We start from the raw sequence: 13,704 nt of genomic DNA on the forward strand, positions 1-13,704 counted from the left end.
GTTTACACATTATCTAGTTTTGAGAGAATCATCTCAACATTCTTAGTTTGACAAAGAGAACCAAGAAGTTCGAGGAAGCAAGTGACTGAGGAATGGAGCGTACACCCCGTACGTGACATGACCGAAGATCACACAGCTGACGAAGAAATTCGCTGGTTATCTGAAGTCAAAAAGTTTGGTGGCGATAGCGAAGAGGTCACACCCGTTCCCATGCCGAACACGGTCGTTAAGCTCTTTTGCGCCGATGGTAGTTGGGGGATTCCCCCTGCGAGAGTAGGACGTTGCCAGGCGATAAAGCATAACCCAAAGGGTTATGCTTTTTTAGTTTCATAATAGGGGAATGATACCAGAAGCTTTTATATTAAGATAATATTACGCGTTGAAAAGGGAAATAACATAAAAATTAGTTGGTTAAGAAAGTATAACTTAGTTCAATAATATAGAAGTAAGGAGGCGGGATAAATGAGTCAACAAGAACATTTTAAACATTTGCAGTCCTTAAAGTCGGAGATCGACAGAAGCTATATGGACTATTGGCATAAATTTTCTGATTTTAGCTCATGGCAATTTTGGGTTATTTTAGGGATGTTATTTATCCCTTTGATTATTTTGTATTTGAGAATTGATCGGAAAAATATATTTTTATTAGGTTTTTTTGGTTTTTCAATACATATGTTAACTGCTTATACTGATGCATTAGGAATGAGAAAGCTATGGTGGGATTACCCTTATACAGCGATACCGCAACTACCTGAAGGTATTAGCCTGGATGCCTCGCTCATCCCTGTATATTTCATATTATTGTACCAGTGGTGTTTAAAGAGGGGAAAAAATTATTGGTTGTATGGAACGCTCTCTGCCTTTGGCTTCACCTTTATTTTAAAGCCGATTATGGTGTGGTTACATTTATTTGAACTAGACATAAGTTGGTTTGGATTATTATTAGCTTATTTGTTTGTTATTTACTCAGGTAAAATTATTACAAATATTTTTATAAAAATGTCGGGTATTAATCACATAAAATGATATTTTATAAAAGTGATTTTGTTATAGGTTCCACGTCTGATTGAAGTGTCTCCGCTACCTTTGCTAGTTCGAAGGCGCTGTTTGAGATTTCTGTTACGGTTGCGGATTGTTCTTCGGGCGATGCAGCCACTTCTGGGGATGCTGCGGCCGTCTCTTGAGTGATGTTTGCGATTTGTTCTGTTGATTTGAGAACATCTTTGCTAAAGGTTTCTACGTTCGCAAAGAAATCTCTAACCTTATTAGCATCACGTTCAGTTGATTGAACCTGTTCAACAATTTGCTGTAATGTTTGTCCGTTATCTTGAATGAATTGAACTTGAGTTTGTACTGCCGATGAACTATCAAGCATAAGTTGAACGGTATCGTTTGTTTCAGCTTGGATGGAATTTGATTAAATTACTAATTTTATTTGAATTGTTACTAGCCTACTCTGCAAATTTTCGCACCTCTTCTGCAACGATCGCAAAGCCTTTGAAATTAACAAGAAACAGAAAAATAGATTGACATATAATATAACCACATATAAAATAAGGAAAATTTAAATAATTAAGTAAACACAATGATTGGGAGTATTAAGGAGTTTTTATTGTTTAAAGAACTTTGGTGAAAGCCAGTCAATAAAGCCCCCAAGTCGTCCATGAGTGGTAAGGCTGAAAGGTAGGACTTAACGGTTGACTTCCGTAATCGGTCTTTAAGTGTATTTGTCTTTTTAAACAAATCAAAAAGAGTAGTACCACGTAGGTAATGCCTGTCGTCTCTTAGGGGATGATGGGCTTTTTTTATAAAAATAGAGGAGGAGTTAACGATGACTATGTTTGAAACAGCAAAAAACAGAGCAAAATTAAAGAGTTCAGGCGTTATTGATAGTCGAACATTAGAAAATTCTCATAAAAGATTAAGAGAAATCATAAGGCCTGGTATGACAATACTGGATGTTGGTTGTGGAACTGGGGCCATAACTTCTGGTATAGCAAAAGTTGTTGGGGTTGAAGGAAAGGTTGTTGGAATGGATAATAATCCAGAATTAATTGCAAAAGCTCGTGAAAAGTATAAAGATACACCTGGATTAACTTTTCTGGAAGGCGATATTTATAATTTACCTTTTTATAATGAATTTGATGTAGTTACTTCAGCGAGAGTGCTTCAATGGTTGGCTCAACCACAGGAAGCTTTAAAAAACATGGTTAAGGCAACTAAATTAGGCGGCAAGGTTATTGTGCTTGATTATAATCATGTGAAAATCAAATGGGAACCAGAAGTCCCAAAATCAATGAAATATTTTTATGATGCTTTCCTAAGATGGCGCTCAGAATCAGGAATGGACAATACTATTGCAGATAAGCTCTCGGGTATGTTTAAGGCAGTGGGTCTTGAAGAAGTAAAAATAACAGCACAACATGAGGAATCAATGAGACAAGATAAAGATTTTCAAACCCACATTGCAATTTGGGCGGGTGTTGCCTCGGTAAAGGGAGCACAAATGGTGAGTGAAGGCTTTATAGAAGAAAAACAACGTGAGGTTGCTGAATGTGATTATAAAAAATGGATTGAAGAAGAAGCCAAAAGACAATTTATGTATTTATTAGCTGCGGAAGGTGTAAAGGTTTAAATAAATAGAAACGCTATGTCATTCAATCGAATATGTCGAAGAAATCAAAATCTAATGCATTCGCTAAAATTAAGAATCTATCAAAGCGCTTCAAAAGAAACCATGTATAGAAACGGTTTGGCATTATAATAACGTTGAAATGGGTATTATAAAGCAGTCACTCAAATCACAAATAACCTAAGTGAGTTAACCTCCTACCTTGACAAGACTTTATATAATTGACTAAAAAACCCAATAAAATCAAGATTGGAAAATAAAAATACAGGTAAATGGGTTAATATCAGGTTAGGGATGGCTTCTTTAATCTCCAGAGGAAGGGGACTAATTCGGTAAATTCCTTATTCAGTTATCTATCGGATTGCATTTCTGCAATAAAAGCAGGAATGATTATTTATTTTGTAGGCTATAAAAGATTTCTTGCCTTGTTAAAAAACGGCTGGGTGTATAACCTTTAATAAGATTATGCAGATATCGTTAAGAAAGGAATGTTTACGTGAGGCTAAGCATTTTAGATCAATCACCAATTGGGATGGGGAAATCAGCTCATGATGCATTAATGGCATCGGTGAAGCTGGCCCAACTTGCGGAAAAATGTGGATATACACGATATTGGATTGCTGAACATCATGATATGGCCAGCCTTGCTTGCTCAGCACCCGAAGTCATGCTTAGTTACATTGGTTCGAAAACGAATCATTTACGTATTGGAGCAGGCGCGGTTTTGTTACCACATTATAAGCCGTATCATGTAGCAGAAACGTATAATCTCTTATCAACGTTATTTCCGAATCGCATCGATCTCGGTATCGGACGAGCTCCTGGAGGGAGTGCAGAGGCGACGCTTGCTCTTTCAACTAATTTTTTAGAAAATGTTCGGCATTTCCCGAATGATGTAAAGCAACTTTTACAGTTCTTATACGGTGATATTCCAAATGAAGAGATGTTTTCGAAAATAAAAGCTACACCTGTACCTGAAGTTCCACCAGAACTCTGGTTATTAGGAACGAGCATGAAGAGTGCTAAGCTGGCGGCGGAATATGGATTGGCATACGCATTCGGATTTTTTATGAGCGATCAAAAAACGGAGGATATTTTTCATGAGTATCGGCAACATTTTAAGGCTAGCAGGCAGCTTAATCAGCCTAAAACAATCCTAGCAATTTCAGTAATTTGTGCAGAGACAACAGAAAGGGCAAGGAAGTTGGCTTTATGGTACGCAAATATGATAACCCGTAAAGAGCTTGGTGTATATGAAAAAGTCAACGAGCAGAGAGTACAAGAAAGAATAATCGAAGTTCAAGATAAAATGGTGATAGGTAACCCGAGTCAGGTGAAACAACAGCTACATCAATTTCAACACCAGTTTCAAATTGATGAAATCATGATTGTAACGATAACCCCTACTTATGAAGACCGATTAACATCTTATCAATTGATTGGTGATGTTATTGATTGAAAGCATACGAAAAAACGAACCGTTCCAATAAGGGATTGGTTCGTTTTACTGTATAATAGTTTATAGTTTTTCAAATAAACCTAAAGTTAGAATCTCATCGATACCTTCTGTGTTCTCACTATCTCGCACTTCAAGTTCGATCTCTTGACCTGGTTGAAGAGAGAGTGCAAGTAATCCCAATAAGCTTTTTGCATCAATAACCCAATGTTCTTTTTTGATTACAATTGTGTCTGGATACTTACTTGCTACATTTACTAAATTACTAGCTGCTTCTGCAAAAACTGGCTTTAAAACTTTTACGCGCATTCATGTCACTCCCTTATCGTAATACATCCATTATATACTAAAATGAGAAAAGAATGTTTCAATCCGTCAAATAATTCAGATAAAAAGCTAACGATTTTTCGACAAGTTTCGTAATTGTGGTAATTGCTACTATGGCTAAGGGCAGGTTAAAGTTATAATGATAAAAGAGATATTCGTAGCATTTGTTTTCGAAAGAGAGGGAAAGCATGGACAAAATGAAAAATAAAATGAAAGTTTTCGCATTAAATTCGAATGTGGAACTTGCAAACGAAATTGTAACGCATCTTGGTATTGAAATGGGTAAGAGTGTGATAACGAGATTTAGTGATGGGGAAGTCCAAATGAATGTCGAGGAAAGCGTGCGGGGGTGTGACGTCTATTTAATTCAATCTACTTCGCAGCCTGGAAATGACTATATTATGGAGCTCCTTATTATGATTGATGCGATGAAGCGAGCATCGGCAAACTCAATTACTGTCGTTATGCCATATTATGGCTATTCACGCCAAGATAGAAAAGCGCGTTCTCGTGAGCCAGTAACAGCAAAGCTAATCGCAAATTTACTTGAAACAGCAGGAGCAACGGGACTAATTACCGTTGATTTGCATGCGACTCAAGTAGAAGGCTTCTTTGACATCCCAGTTGACCAAATTCATACGGTGGCGTTTCTATCTGAATTTTATAAAGAGAAAAATCTTGAGGATATTGTCGTTGTTGCTCCAGAAAACGCCGGAGTTAAACGCGCAAGGCAATTGTCGAGCCTCTTGAAAGTCCCGATCGTTTTTATGGATAAACAACGTGGTCCGACAGCCGATGATGTAAAAATAGACATAATTGGGGATGTAACTGGTCTAAATGCAGTCATTATTGATGATATGGTAGCGACTGGAAAAACGGTAACAACTGCGTCTGAAACGTTAATAAAAAAAGGCGCGAAATCCGTCTATGCATGCTGTACACATCCGGTTCTCTCAGGACCAGCGATTCAACGGATTCAGCAATCTCCTATAAAAGAACTTGTCGTAACTAATACAATTGAATTGTCTAATGAAAAAAACATTGAGAAAATCACCACATTATCCATTGCACCCCTCATTGCAGATGTAATCAAAAGGGTCCAAAACAACCAATCAGTAAGCACGTTATTTACATAATAAATAAGGGCGTGTTTGAAAATCTAAACACGCCTTAATCATGCTGACTGATATGTTGAAAGCCACTTACTCTACTCAGTTTATGAGAAGTCAAATATATCACGATATAGATAGGGATTGAATAAATAATTGCCCAATTTATAGCTTTATAAAAATGAAAAAAAGAAAAGATCGGTTCAAAAGCCGTAGCTAGAAGAGCAAAAATCACCGCCTTTTTAATTGGGGATACTTGCGGTCTGATTTCTATAAGTGACATAACCAATACAGGAATTAACGTCCAATCCCAAGGAACATAGGCTGGTAGCCAAGGAAAAACATCGTAATAATATCTCCATAATCCCAATTGAACTCCTAAAAAATCTAAAAAAGAACTTATCATACTAACATAGAACCCTACAAATAATAATCGATATCGCTTTTGCCGATGATGTAGTTTAAACCAGATTAGCCATGGAATGATCGTTAGTCCTACTCCGACCCACCATTGGGGAGTAAATAAAATAGACTCCATCCAAACTTCTGCTTTTATGTTTTGAGCCTTGTGTAATAGTTGATAGGACTCATTTATTTGATGAAATACCTTCTGCTTGATAAACATAAGCAACATTCCCTCCAATAATTATCTTCTACTTTTCTCGTGAAATTATCCTTTGTTGGAAAATAACATAACATTCTTCCTGAAAATTTCTATATTGTTAACCTATTGACAATTCGAGTTGACGATATTAGTATCTGTATTGTCAACCTAAAAAATATTAAGGTTTACATAAAAGGAGAAACAATATGCAAGAGAACTATAGCATTAGGATGAGGGCGGCTAAAGGAGGCGGCAAAGAAAATGGAGGCAAACATATTTCAGGGGGAGAAATGCTTGTACCGCTTGATGGCATAAAGGGTGCAATAACAACGCTAGTAAACAAGGCACTTACCCATTCGCGAGGCAAGCCGGACTTTATGCAAATCCAAGTTGACCTAGTTACGGAATGTTTTCAATTTCTCGAACCATTACATAGTCAGACAAGCCAAGTTCCTAGCTTACGGAAGGGACGTCAGTTAGCTGTTCATCTATTAAAAATGTGTGAGATTGATAGGGACACGATTGATAACGCGATAGCTGTTTTATCTAAAAATGGTGGCATGAGAGGTGCAATGATAATTGACATTCATACCGGAGAGCGGGTAGACATGCGAGGACAAAAAGGAATACGTGTGTCACGAATGGATTGGGAGCAGCAAAATTTTGAGAGATGGGCAGCGACGCATCAGTTACCTCTCAGCTTGAGAGTGAAGGAAGCGATGACATTAGCAACAAAAGTAGCCAATCACCCAAATACGGTTGCCGAGCTATGCTGGTCAGATGATCCAGATTATGTAATGGGCTATGTCGCTAGTAAAAAGCTAGGCTATCAACGAATTTCAAAACTAAAGGAATTCGGGGATGAGAGAGGGGGACGCGTTTTTTTCGTTAAAGGCTGTGAAGATATCGAAGCGTATATCGAGTACCTTGAAAAAAAGCCAGTATACCTTGTTTGGGAGGCGGAGCATGACAGAGTTAATTGAAAAAAGTAAAAAACATTTATGGTTACCGTTCACACAGATGAAAGATTACGAACAAGACCCGCTGATTATCGAAAGTGGCGAGGGAATTAAAGTGAAGGATATTCATGGGAAAAAATACTATGATGGCTTTTCGTCCGTTTGGCTAAATGTTCATGGTCATCGTAAGAAGGAATTAGATGAAGCCATTAAAAATCAGCTAGAGAAAATTGCCCACTCAACTTTATTAGGCATGACGAATGTGCCAGCAACAGAGCTTGCAGCAAAGCTGATTGAACTGACACCAGAGAATGTAACACGAGTGTTTTATTCAGATAGTGGTGCTGAAGCGATGGAAATTGCTTTAAAAATGGCCTTCCAATATTGGAGGAATATCGGAAATCCTAAAAAGCAAAAGTTTATTTCGATGCAAAACGGATATCACGGGGACACAATTGGTGCAGTAAGTATAGGGTCGATTGACCTTTTCCATCATGTGTATGGGGCTTTGATGTTTGATTGCTTTAACGTCCCTTATCCTTACGTTTACCGTTCAGATAGTGGAGATGCTACTGTTTGTCGTGATGAGTGTTTACAGGGACTAGAGGAATTATTAATGGAACACCATGAGGAAATAGCAGCACTTTCAATTGAGTCGATGGTTCAAGGGGCGGCAGGAATGATTGTCATGCCAGAGGGCTTTTTATCAGGAGTTCGAGCACTTTGTACGAAATACGAGGTGCTAATGATTGTTGATGAAGTGGCCACAGGCTTTGGGCGGACAGGGAAAATGTTTGCTTGTGAGCATGAGCAAGTTCAGCCGGATATCATGGCGGCCGGGAAAGGAATAACGGGAGGCTATTTGCCGATTGCTGTCACCTGTACAACGGAAAAAGTATATGAAGCTTTTTATGATGACTATGAAAATTTAAAAACCTTTTTCCATGGACACTCATATACAGGCAATCAACTTGGCTGTGCTGTTGCTCTTGAGAATTTGCGACTCTTTGAAGCTGAAGCGATTGTCGAGAACGTCGCACTAAAGGCAGAACAGCTAAAAGAAATGCTAGGTGAGCTAGAGTCATTGCCTCATGTAGGCGACATTAGGCAGTTAGGGATGATGTGTGGAATTGAGCTTGTGCAAGACAAAGCAACAAAAGCTCCTTATCCATTTGAGAAACGAATTGGCTACCACGTTTCGTTAAAGATGAGAGAGCTCGGGATGCTCACAAGACCGATGGGGAACGTCATTGTCTTTATGCCACCGCTTGTTAGTACTAATAGGGAGCTTCAAATCATGGTGAATATTATGAAAGAAGCCATTGAGGTCATTACAAAGGAGGCAGCCTTGATTGGAGAGGACGTTTGATTCTTGGTTGTCGGAAAGAGTGACAAAAGTAAAAGAAAAAGGCTTACATCGTACTGATATCGATGTAAATCAGCGGAAACGGCTTGTTTTTTCCTCAAATAATTATTTAGGATTGGCTCGTGATGAACAGTTGATTTACGCAGCTGAAACGATACTTCATCAGTATGGTACGGGGAGTACTGGCTCTAGATTGACAACCGGAAATACGAGATGGCATGAGCTGCTTGAAAAAAAGCTGGCCTCCTTTAAACAAACTGAAGCGTCTCTGCTATTTTCAAGTGGGTACCTCGCAAATATTGGTGTACTTTCTTCTTTACCTGAAGCAGGAGACGTCATATTAAGTGATGAGCTAAACCATGCAAGCATTATTGATGGCTGTCGACTTTCAAAAGCGAAAACAGTCGTCTACCAACATATTCATATGGATGATCTCGAGCGGAAATTACGAGATGCGCAATCGCATCAGCGACGCTTTATCGTGACTGATGCTGTATTTAGTATGGATGGTGATCTTGCACCATTGGATCAAATCATGCTTCTAGCAAAAGCGTACGATGCTTATGTCATTGTTGATGATGCCCACGGGACTGGTGTGTTAGGTGAAAGAGGGAGGGGAGCGAGTGAACATTTTGGCGTAAAGCCAGATGTGATGATTGGAACATTAAGTAAAGCCGTGGGGACAGAAGGAGGCTTTGTTGCTGGCTCCAAGCTGTTGCGCGAGTTTTTACTTAATCATGCTAGAACATATATTTTTCAAACAGCTCTATCACCAAGTATATGTGCAGCTTCCTACGTGGCGATTGACCTAATTGAGCAAGGTATTGAAACGAGGAAGTCACTTAAACTCAGGGTGAATGAGGTTAAGACTCGTTTAAAAGAATTAGGCTATGATGTGAAAGGCGATGAGACACCGATTATTCCTGTCATCATTGGTGGCGCCGAGGAGACGGTTTCATTTTCTAAAAAGCTTCAAGACCTTAATATTTTCGCCCCAGCGATTCGTCCACCTACTGTACCGGATGGAGAGTGTCGCATTCGCTTAACTGTCACTGCAGAGCATTCTGAAGCCGATATTATTAAATTAATAAACGCATTTAAATTGATAAAAGAAAGCAAGGTGAGCATGTGAGGGGCGTCTTTGTGACCGGTACGGATACCGACGTGGGGAAAACCGTCATTTCGAGTGGAATTGCGGCAGTTTTAAAGGAACAAGGAATCGATGTTGGAGTGTTTAAGCCGATGCTAAGTGGCATTAAACGTGAAGAACCTGAAAGTGACACTTATTGGCTGAAGCGGATGTCTGAAACGTCCTTAACGCTTGAAGAGATTACCCCCTTTCAGTTTAACGCCCCTTTGGCTCCTGGTGTTGCGCAAGAGCTTGAAGGCACAAACATTGAACTGGAACAGATTATGAAGCATTGGGAGTGCATTCGGTACAAGCATGAATTTTTCATTGCCGAAGGAGCAGGGGGGATTTCTGTACCACTTGGGAAAGATTTTGTAGTTGGTGATGTCATAAAAGCGTTAAAACTTCCGGTTGTTATTGTGGCAAGACCGAATTTAGGGACGATTAACCATACATGTTTAACCGTGGAGTATGGAAAGAAAATCGGTTTATCGATACACGGAATTATTATTAATGGCATAAGCGAAACGCCAGATTTAGCAGAGAAGACGAGCCCAAGGGTCATTGAAGACATGTGTGGAGTACCAGTTTTGGGCGTCACACCAAAAATGCAGAATTTGAACGCAGAGAATAGGAAGCGTTTAGTAGAAAAATATGTTGATTTAACGGTATTTACAGCTAATTGGAGGGGTTAAGATGATGAACTGGCGGGAGCTTTCAGAAAAAGTGTTAGAAGGACATGAGTTAACGAATGATGAAGCGTGTTCAATTCTCGAATGTCCTGATGAGGAAGTCTTATTATTAATGCATGCAGCGTACCAAATTCGTAAGCATTACTACGGTAATAAAGTGAAATTGAATATGATTATGAATGCCAAGTCAGGACTATGTCCAGAAAATTGTGGCTATTGTTCCCAATCGTCTATATCCGAGGCGCCGATTGATTCGTATCGAATGGTCAATAAAGAAACCCTCCTAACAGGTGCAAAGAGAGCACATGATTTAAACATTGGTACGTATTGTATCGTCGCAAGTGGGAGAGGGCCGTCCAATCGTGAAGTAGACCAAGTTGTTGATGCGGTAAAAGAAATTAAAGAGACATATGGATTAAAGGTGTGTGCCTGTCTTGGCATCTTAAAGCCGGAACAAGCGAAGAGGTTAAAAGAAGCTGGTGTTGACCGCTACAACCATAATCTTAATACGTCAAAGAATCATCATGATTCAATCACAACTTCTCATACGTACGATGACCGTGTGAACACCGTTGTAACGGCAAAGGAATCAGGTCTTTCTCCGTGTTCAGGTGTGATTGTTGGAATGAAGGAATCAGTCCAGGATGTTGTGGATATGGCGAAAAGCTTAAGAGCACTTGATGCAGATTCAATTCCGGTTAACTTTTTACATGCGATTGATGGGACTCCGTTAGAGGGAGTGGATGAGCTTAATCCATTATACTGTTTAAAAGTTTTGGCACTGTTCCGGTTTATTAATCCATCAAAAGAGATTCGTATTTCCGGTGGGAGAGAAGTGAATCTCCGTTCCTTACAGCCGTTAGGACTTTATGCTGCGAATTCAATTTTTGTAGGTGACTATTTAACAACAGCTGGCCAAGAAGAGTCTGCTGATCATAAGATGCTACAGGATTTAGGATTTGAGATCGAAAGTGTTGAAGAAATGAAACTAGCAGCAGAATAATAGGGTCTAAAACGGAGGTATAGGATGAACCAAAGCAAAAATGTATCACTGAATGAGCTTATCAAAAATCCGTATCCTTTTTATGAGGACATTCGCTCAATTAGTCCGGTTTATAAGGGAAGCATGTTTAAATATCCAGGGTGGTATGTGACAGGGTATAAAGAAGCAAGCTTCATATTGAAGGACAGTCGTTTTCAAACGCGTTTACCTCTTCCGGAGACAACGAGAACATACGAACATTTGAAAAGCATTCTAAATGATATGATGCTATATAAAAATCCCCCTGACCATCATCGCTTCAGCAAGCTAGTTAGGGGGCATTTTACTCCAAGAGCGTTAGAAGTACTCCATCCATATATCGAAGAGCAAGCGTCTCTCTTGCTTCAACATGTAAAAAATCAAAATAAGCTCAACGTTATTTCAGATTTTGCCTTTCCTTTAGCAAGTACTGTAATTGCAAAAATACTAGGTGTACCTGAAGAAGAGAAGAAACTCTTTCGGAAGTGGGCCCTTTCGTTAATTCATTCAATTGATTTGACACGTTCAAGAGAAGAGGTAGCAGCTGGTGATAAAACGATTAGAACGATGGTTCCTTATTTTCGGGAGCTTATCCGTAAGCGTAAAGAGGAGCCAAAGGACGACCTCATTAGTTTCTTGTCAGATGAACCAGAAGAAGAATTAGTATCAACCTGTATATTGCTAGTAATTGCAGGGCATGAAACGACGGTTAATTTAATAGCGAATTCAGTTTACTGTTTGGTTACAAACCGGGGGCAACTTAATATGTTAACTGCTCACCCGTTCCTTATCGATCCGGCTATCGAGGAATGCTTACGGTATGAGAGTCCAACGCAACTGACGGCACGTATCGCCTCGGAGCAGGTGAAAGTCGGTTCAACGGTTATTCATCAAGGAGACCACGTCTATGTTATGATTGGAGCAGCGAATCGCGACCCAAAGCAATTTAGCAATGCCACTGTTTTTAATATTTCAAGGCAGCCTAATCCACACCTCTCTTTTGGCGCTGGAATTCACTTTTGCTTAGGGGCTACTTTAGCTAGGATAGAAGCAAAGCTAGCCATTCAAGCGTTTTTACAGAATACAACGAACGTCCAAATAAAGGTGGCCAATGTAGAATGGAGACATTTAGTAGGATTTAGAGCACTGAAGGAATTACACCTCGTCTTATATTAAATAAACAACCTTGTCTTTTTCGGGCAAGGTTGTTTATTTAAATTATACATATCGCAAGCCCCATACACATAACAAGCTGTGCATATGAATACGATGTAAAACGCTAGGTAACTGAGGAGGAGATTGCGTGAAAATCACGGAATCATTACACTTCATACATGAAGATAAAGCCTTTTTAAAAAGGCAATTTAACATTACGCGATCATATTTACACAATGCTTATGACGGGATACGTGAGGCGATTAAGTGGTTGAAAACCTCAGCGTTTCAAACAGTCGTCAAAGATTTATCTATTTATATTACAGATGAACCGATAAATTTCCCTGGTGAATTGGCACTAATTGAAGGAGTGACGTTTCAGCCGATTGTTTATATTAATGTGATGTCCATCACGGAGGACTTTCAAAATGAAGAATATCGATATGATTTGAAAAAGGAACATGTCACTTGCTTTGAGTACGCTGTTTTTGTTTTTCTACATGAGGTTGGGCATTATGTGCATGCCTTAATTGGAGGTAGAGGTGCTAGTAGAAAAGAGAAAATTTTTGACTATTTTGACCGGGGCGAATATCATTACCAACGTTTTGTTGAGACGATGGGAAATGGAGAAACGAATCAAGAAAAAAAGCGTTACAGAAACATCCCTCACGAAAAAGCCGCAGACCGTTTTGCAAGACAGTATACAGCTAATGTACTCCAAAATTTTCATAGAAAGGAAGGATAAAAGGCCTTGTCTAAAGGGGGGACGCCTTTAGCTGCTAGGCTTTTTTTGATATAATAATAGGGGAGGTGGAGAAAATGACGAAAAAATATTTTACAGTACAAGAAGCTAATGCACTATTACCGACATTGGAATTCGAAGTGCGTGAACTCCAACAATTACGTAAAACATTTAAAGATAAAATGAATCATTTAAATAGATTAAAAGAAGCGAACATGTTTCAACTTAAAACAGAGACAGAAGAAATCTTCACAATGGAAACTGAGTTGGATTTTATGGAGCTTCAAGCGGAGCTACACGTAAACAATATCGAATCATGCGGGGTACAGTTCAAAAGCATTGATATGGGCCTATTGGATTTCCCTTCAGTCATTAATGGGCAGGAAGTGCTGCTATGCTGGCAGCTAGGCGAATCAGAAATTACGCATTACCATGGATTACAAGAAGGTTTTGCTGGTCGAAAGCCATTATACTAGGCAATCCCCCTAGGTAGTGTATAGAACCTGCTTAGG

General features: G+C 39.2%; 15 protein-coding genes and 1 rRNA gene. 13 read left to right on the plus strand and 3 right to left on the minus strand.

Annotated elements, in window-relative coordinates:
- The first annotated feature begins 174 nt into the window (after positions 1-174).
- Both rrf and B1R93_RS20555 read left to right on the plus strand, forming a co-directional pair.
- Positions 175-290, plus strand: a 5S ribosomal RNA gene (gene rrf / locus B1R93_RS20550).
- A gap of 172 nt (positions 291-462) precedes the next feature.
- Entirely contained in the window at positions 463-1,026 is a 564-nt protein-coding gene (locus B1R93_RS20555) for a CBO0543 family protein (RefSeq protein WP_088105819.1), read from the plus strand.
- Between the two features lie 4 nt (positions 1,027-1,030).
- Here B1R93_RS20555 and B1R93_RS20560 read toward each other — a convergent pair whose 3' ends face one another.
- Complete coding sequence (locus B1R93_RS20560) at positions 1,031-1,375, minus strand: hypothetical protein (protein WP_088105820.1); 345 nt, start codon at positions 1,373-1,375, stop codon at positions 1,031-1,033.
- A 456-nt stretch (positions 1,376-1,831) separates the two neighbouring features.
- On the opposite strand from B1R93_RS20560, the gene B1R93_RS20565 reads away from it, so the two are divergent.
- Positions 1,832-2,635: a class I SAM-dependent methyltransferase gene (locus tag B1R93_RS20565; RefSeq protein ID WP_245308391.1), complete on the plus strand. Its 804-nt coding sequence runs from the start codon at positions 1,832-1,834 to the stop codon at positions 2,633-2,635.
- Positions 2,636-3,128: 493 nt separating this feature from the next.
- Complete coding sequence (locus tag B1R93_RS20575; RefSeq protein WP_088105821.1) at positions 3,129-4,091, plus strand: LLM class flavin-dependent oxidoreductase; 963 nt, start codon at positions 3,129-3,131, stop codon at positions 4,089-4,091.
- 60 nt (positions 4,092-4,151) lie between these two features.
- On the opposite strand, the gene B1R93_RS20580 is transcribed toward B1R93_RS20575, so the two are convergent.
- Positions 4,152-4,397 carry an HPr family phosphocarrier protein gene (locus tag B1R93_RS20580; RefSeq protein WP_088105822.1) on the minus strand — a complete coding sequence of 82 codons (246 nt, stop codon included), beginning with the start codon at positions 4,395-4,397 and terminating at the stop codon, positions 4,152-4,154.
- Positions 4,398-4,603: 206 nt separating this feature from the next.
- Here B1R93_RS20580 and B1R93_RS20585 point away from each other — a divergent pair, with 206 nt between their 5' ends.
- Positions 4,604-5,551, plus strand: a complete 948-nt coding sequence (locus B1R93_RS20585) for a ribose-phosphate diphosphokinase (RefSeq protein WP_088105823.1) — start codon at positions 4,604-4,606, stop codon at positions 5,549-5,551.
- Positions 5,552-5,585: 34 nt separating this feature from the next.
- Here the strand turns inward: B1R93_RS20585 and B1R93_RS20590 are convergent, their stop codons facing one another.
- Entirely contained in the window at positions 5,586-6,149 is a 564-nt protein-coding gene (locus tag B1R93_RS20590) for a CBO0543 family protein (protein ID WP_088105824.1), read from the minus strand.
- A 185-nt stretch (positions 6,150-6,334) separates the two neighbouring features.
- Here B1R93_RS20590 and B1R93_RS20595 point away from each other — a divergent pair, with 185 nt between their 5' ends.
- The 8 genes from B1R93_RS20595 to B1R93_RS20630 all read left to right on the plus strand — a co-directional run bounded on the left by B1R93_RS20595 (position 6,335) and on the right by B1R93_RS20630 (position 13,668).
- A complete protein-coding gene (locus tag B1R93_RS20595) occupies positions 6,335-7,111 on the plus strand; it encodes a 6-carboxyhexanoate--CoA ligase (RefSeq protein WP_088105825.1) in 777 nt (258 codons plus the stop codon).
- Positions 7,095-8,456, plus strand: a complete 1,362-nt coding sequence (bioA, locus tag B1R93_RS20600; RefSeq protein ID WP_088105826.1) for an adenosylmethionine--8-amino-7-oxononanoate transaminase — start codon at positions 7,095-7,097, stop codon at positions 8,454-8,456. Before B1R93_RS20595 ends, bioA begins: the two co-directional genes overlap by 17 nt.
- Complete coding sequence (bioF, locus tag B1R93_RS20605) at positions 8,440-9,585, plus strand: 8-amino-7-oxononanoate synthase (protein ID WP_088105827.1); 1,146 nt, start codon at positions 8,440-8,442, stop codon at positions 9,583-9,585. The genes bioA and bioF overlap by 17 nt, the downstream gene beginning before the upstream one ends.
- The gene (gene bioD / locus B1R93_RS20610; RefSeq protein WP_088105828.1) at positions 9,582-10,277 is read left to right on the plus strand and encodes a dethiobiotin synthase; all 696 of its coding nucleotides are present in this window, start codon (positions 9,582-9,584) and stop codon (positions 10,275-10,277) included. The genes bioF and bioD overlap by 4 nt, the downstream gene beginning before the upstream one ends.
- Position 10,278: 1 nt before the next feature.
- Positions 10,279-11,277: a biotin synthase BioB gene (gene bioB / locus B1R93_RS20615; protein ID WP_088105829.1), complete on the plus strand. Its 999-nt coding sequence runs from the start codon at positions 10,279-10,281 to the stop codon at positions 11,275-11,277.
- A gap of 24 nt (positions 11,278-11,301) precedes the next feature.
- Complete coding sequence (locus tag B1R93_RS20620) at positions 11,302-12,471, plus strand: cytochrome P450 (protein ID WP_088105830.1); 1,170 nt, start codon at positions 11,302-11,304, stop codon at positions 12,469-12,471.
- Positions 12,472-12,598: 127 nt separating this feature from the next.
- Positions 12,599-13,195: a hypothetical protein gene (locus tag B1R93_RS20625; protein WP_088105831.1), complete on the plus strand. Its 597-nt coding sequence runs from the start codon at positions 12,599-12,601 to the stop codon at positions 13,193-13,195.
- A 74-nt stretch (positions 13,196-13,269) separates the two neighbouring features.
- Positions 13,270-13,668: a DUF2203 domain-containing protein gene (locus B1R93_RS20630; RefSeq protein ID WP_088105832.1), complete on the plus strand. Its 399-nt coding sequence runs from the start codon at positions 13,270-13,272 to the stop codon at positions 13,666-13,668.
- Positions 13,669-13,704: the final 36 nt, after the last annotated feature.

This window comes from Halalkalibacter urbisdiaboli (assembly GCF_002156385.1).
Taxonomy (GTDB): Bacteria; Bacillota; Bacilli; order Bacillales; family Bacillaceae_D; genus Halalkalibacter_A; species Halalkalibacter_A urbisdiaboli.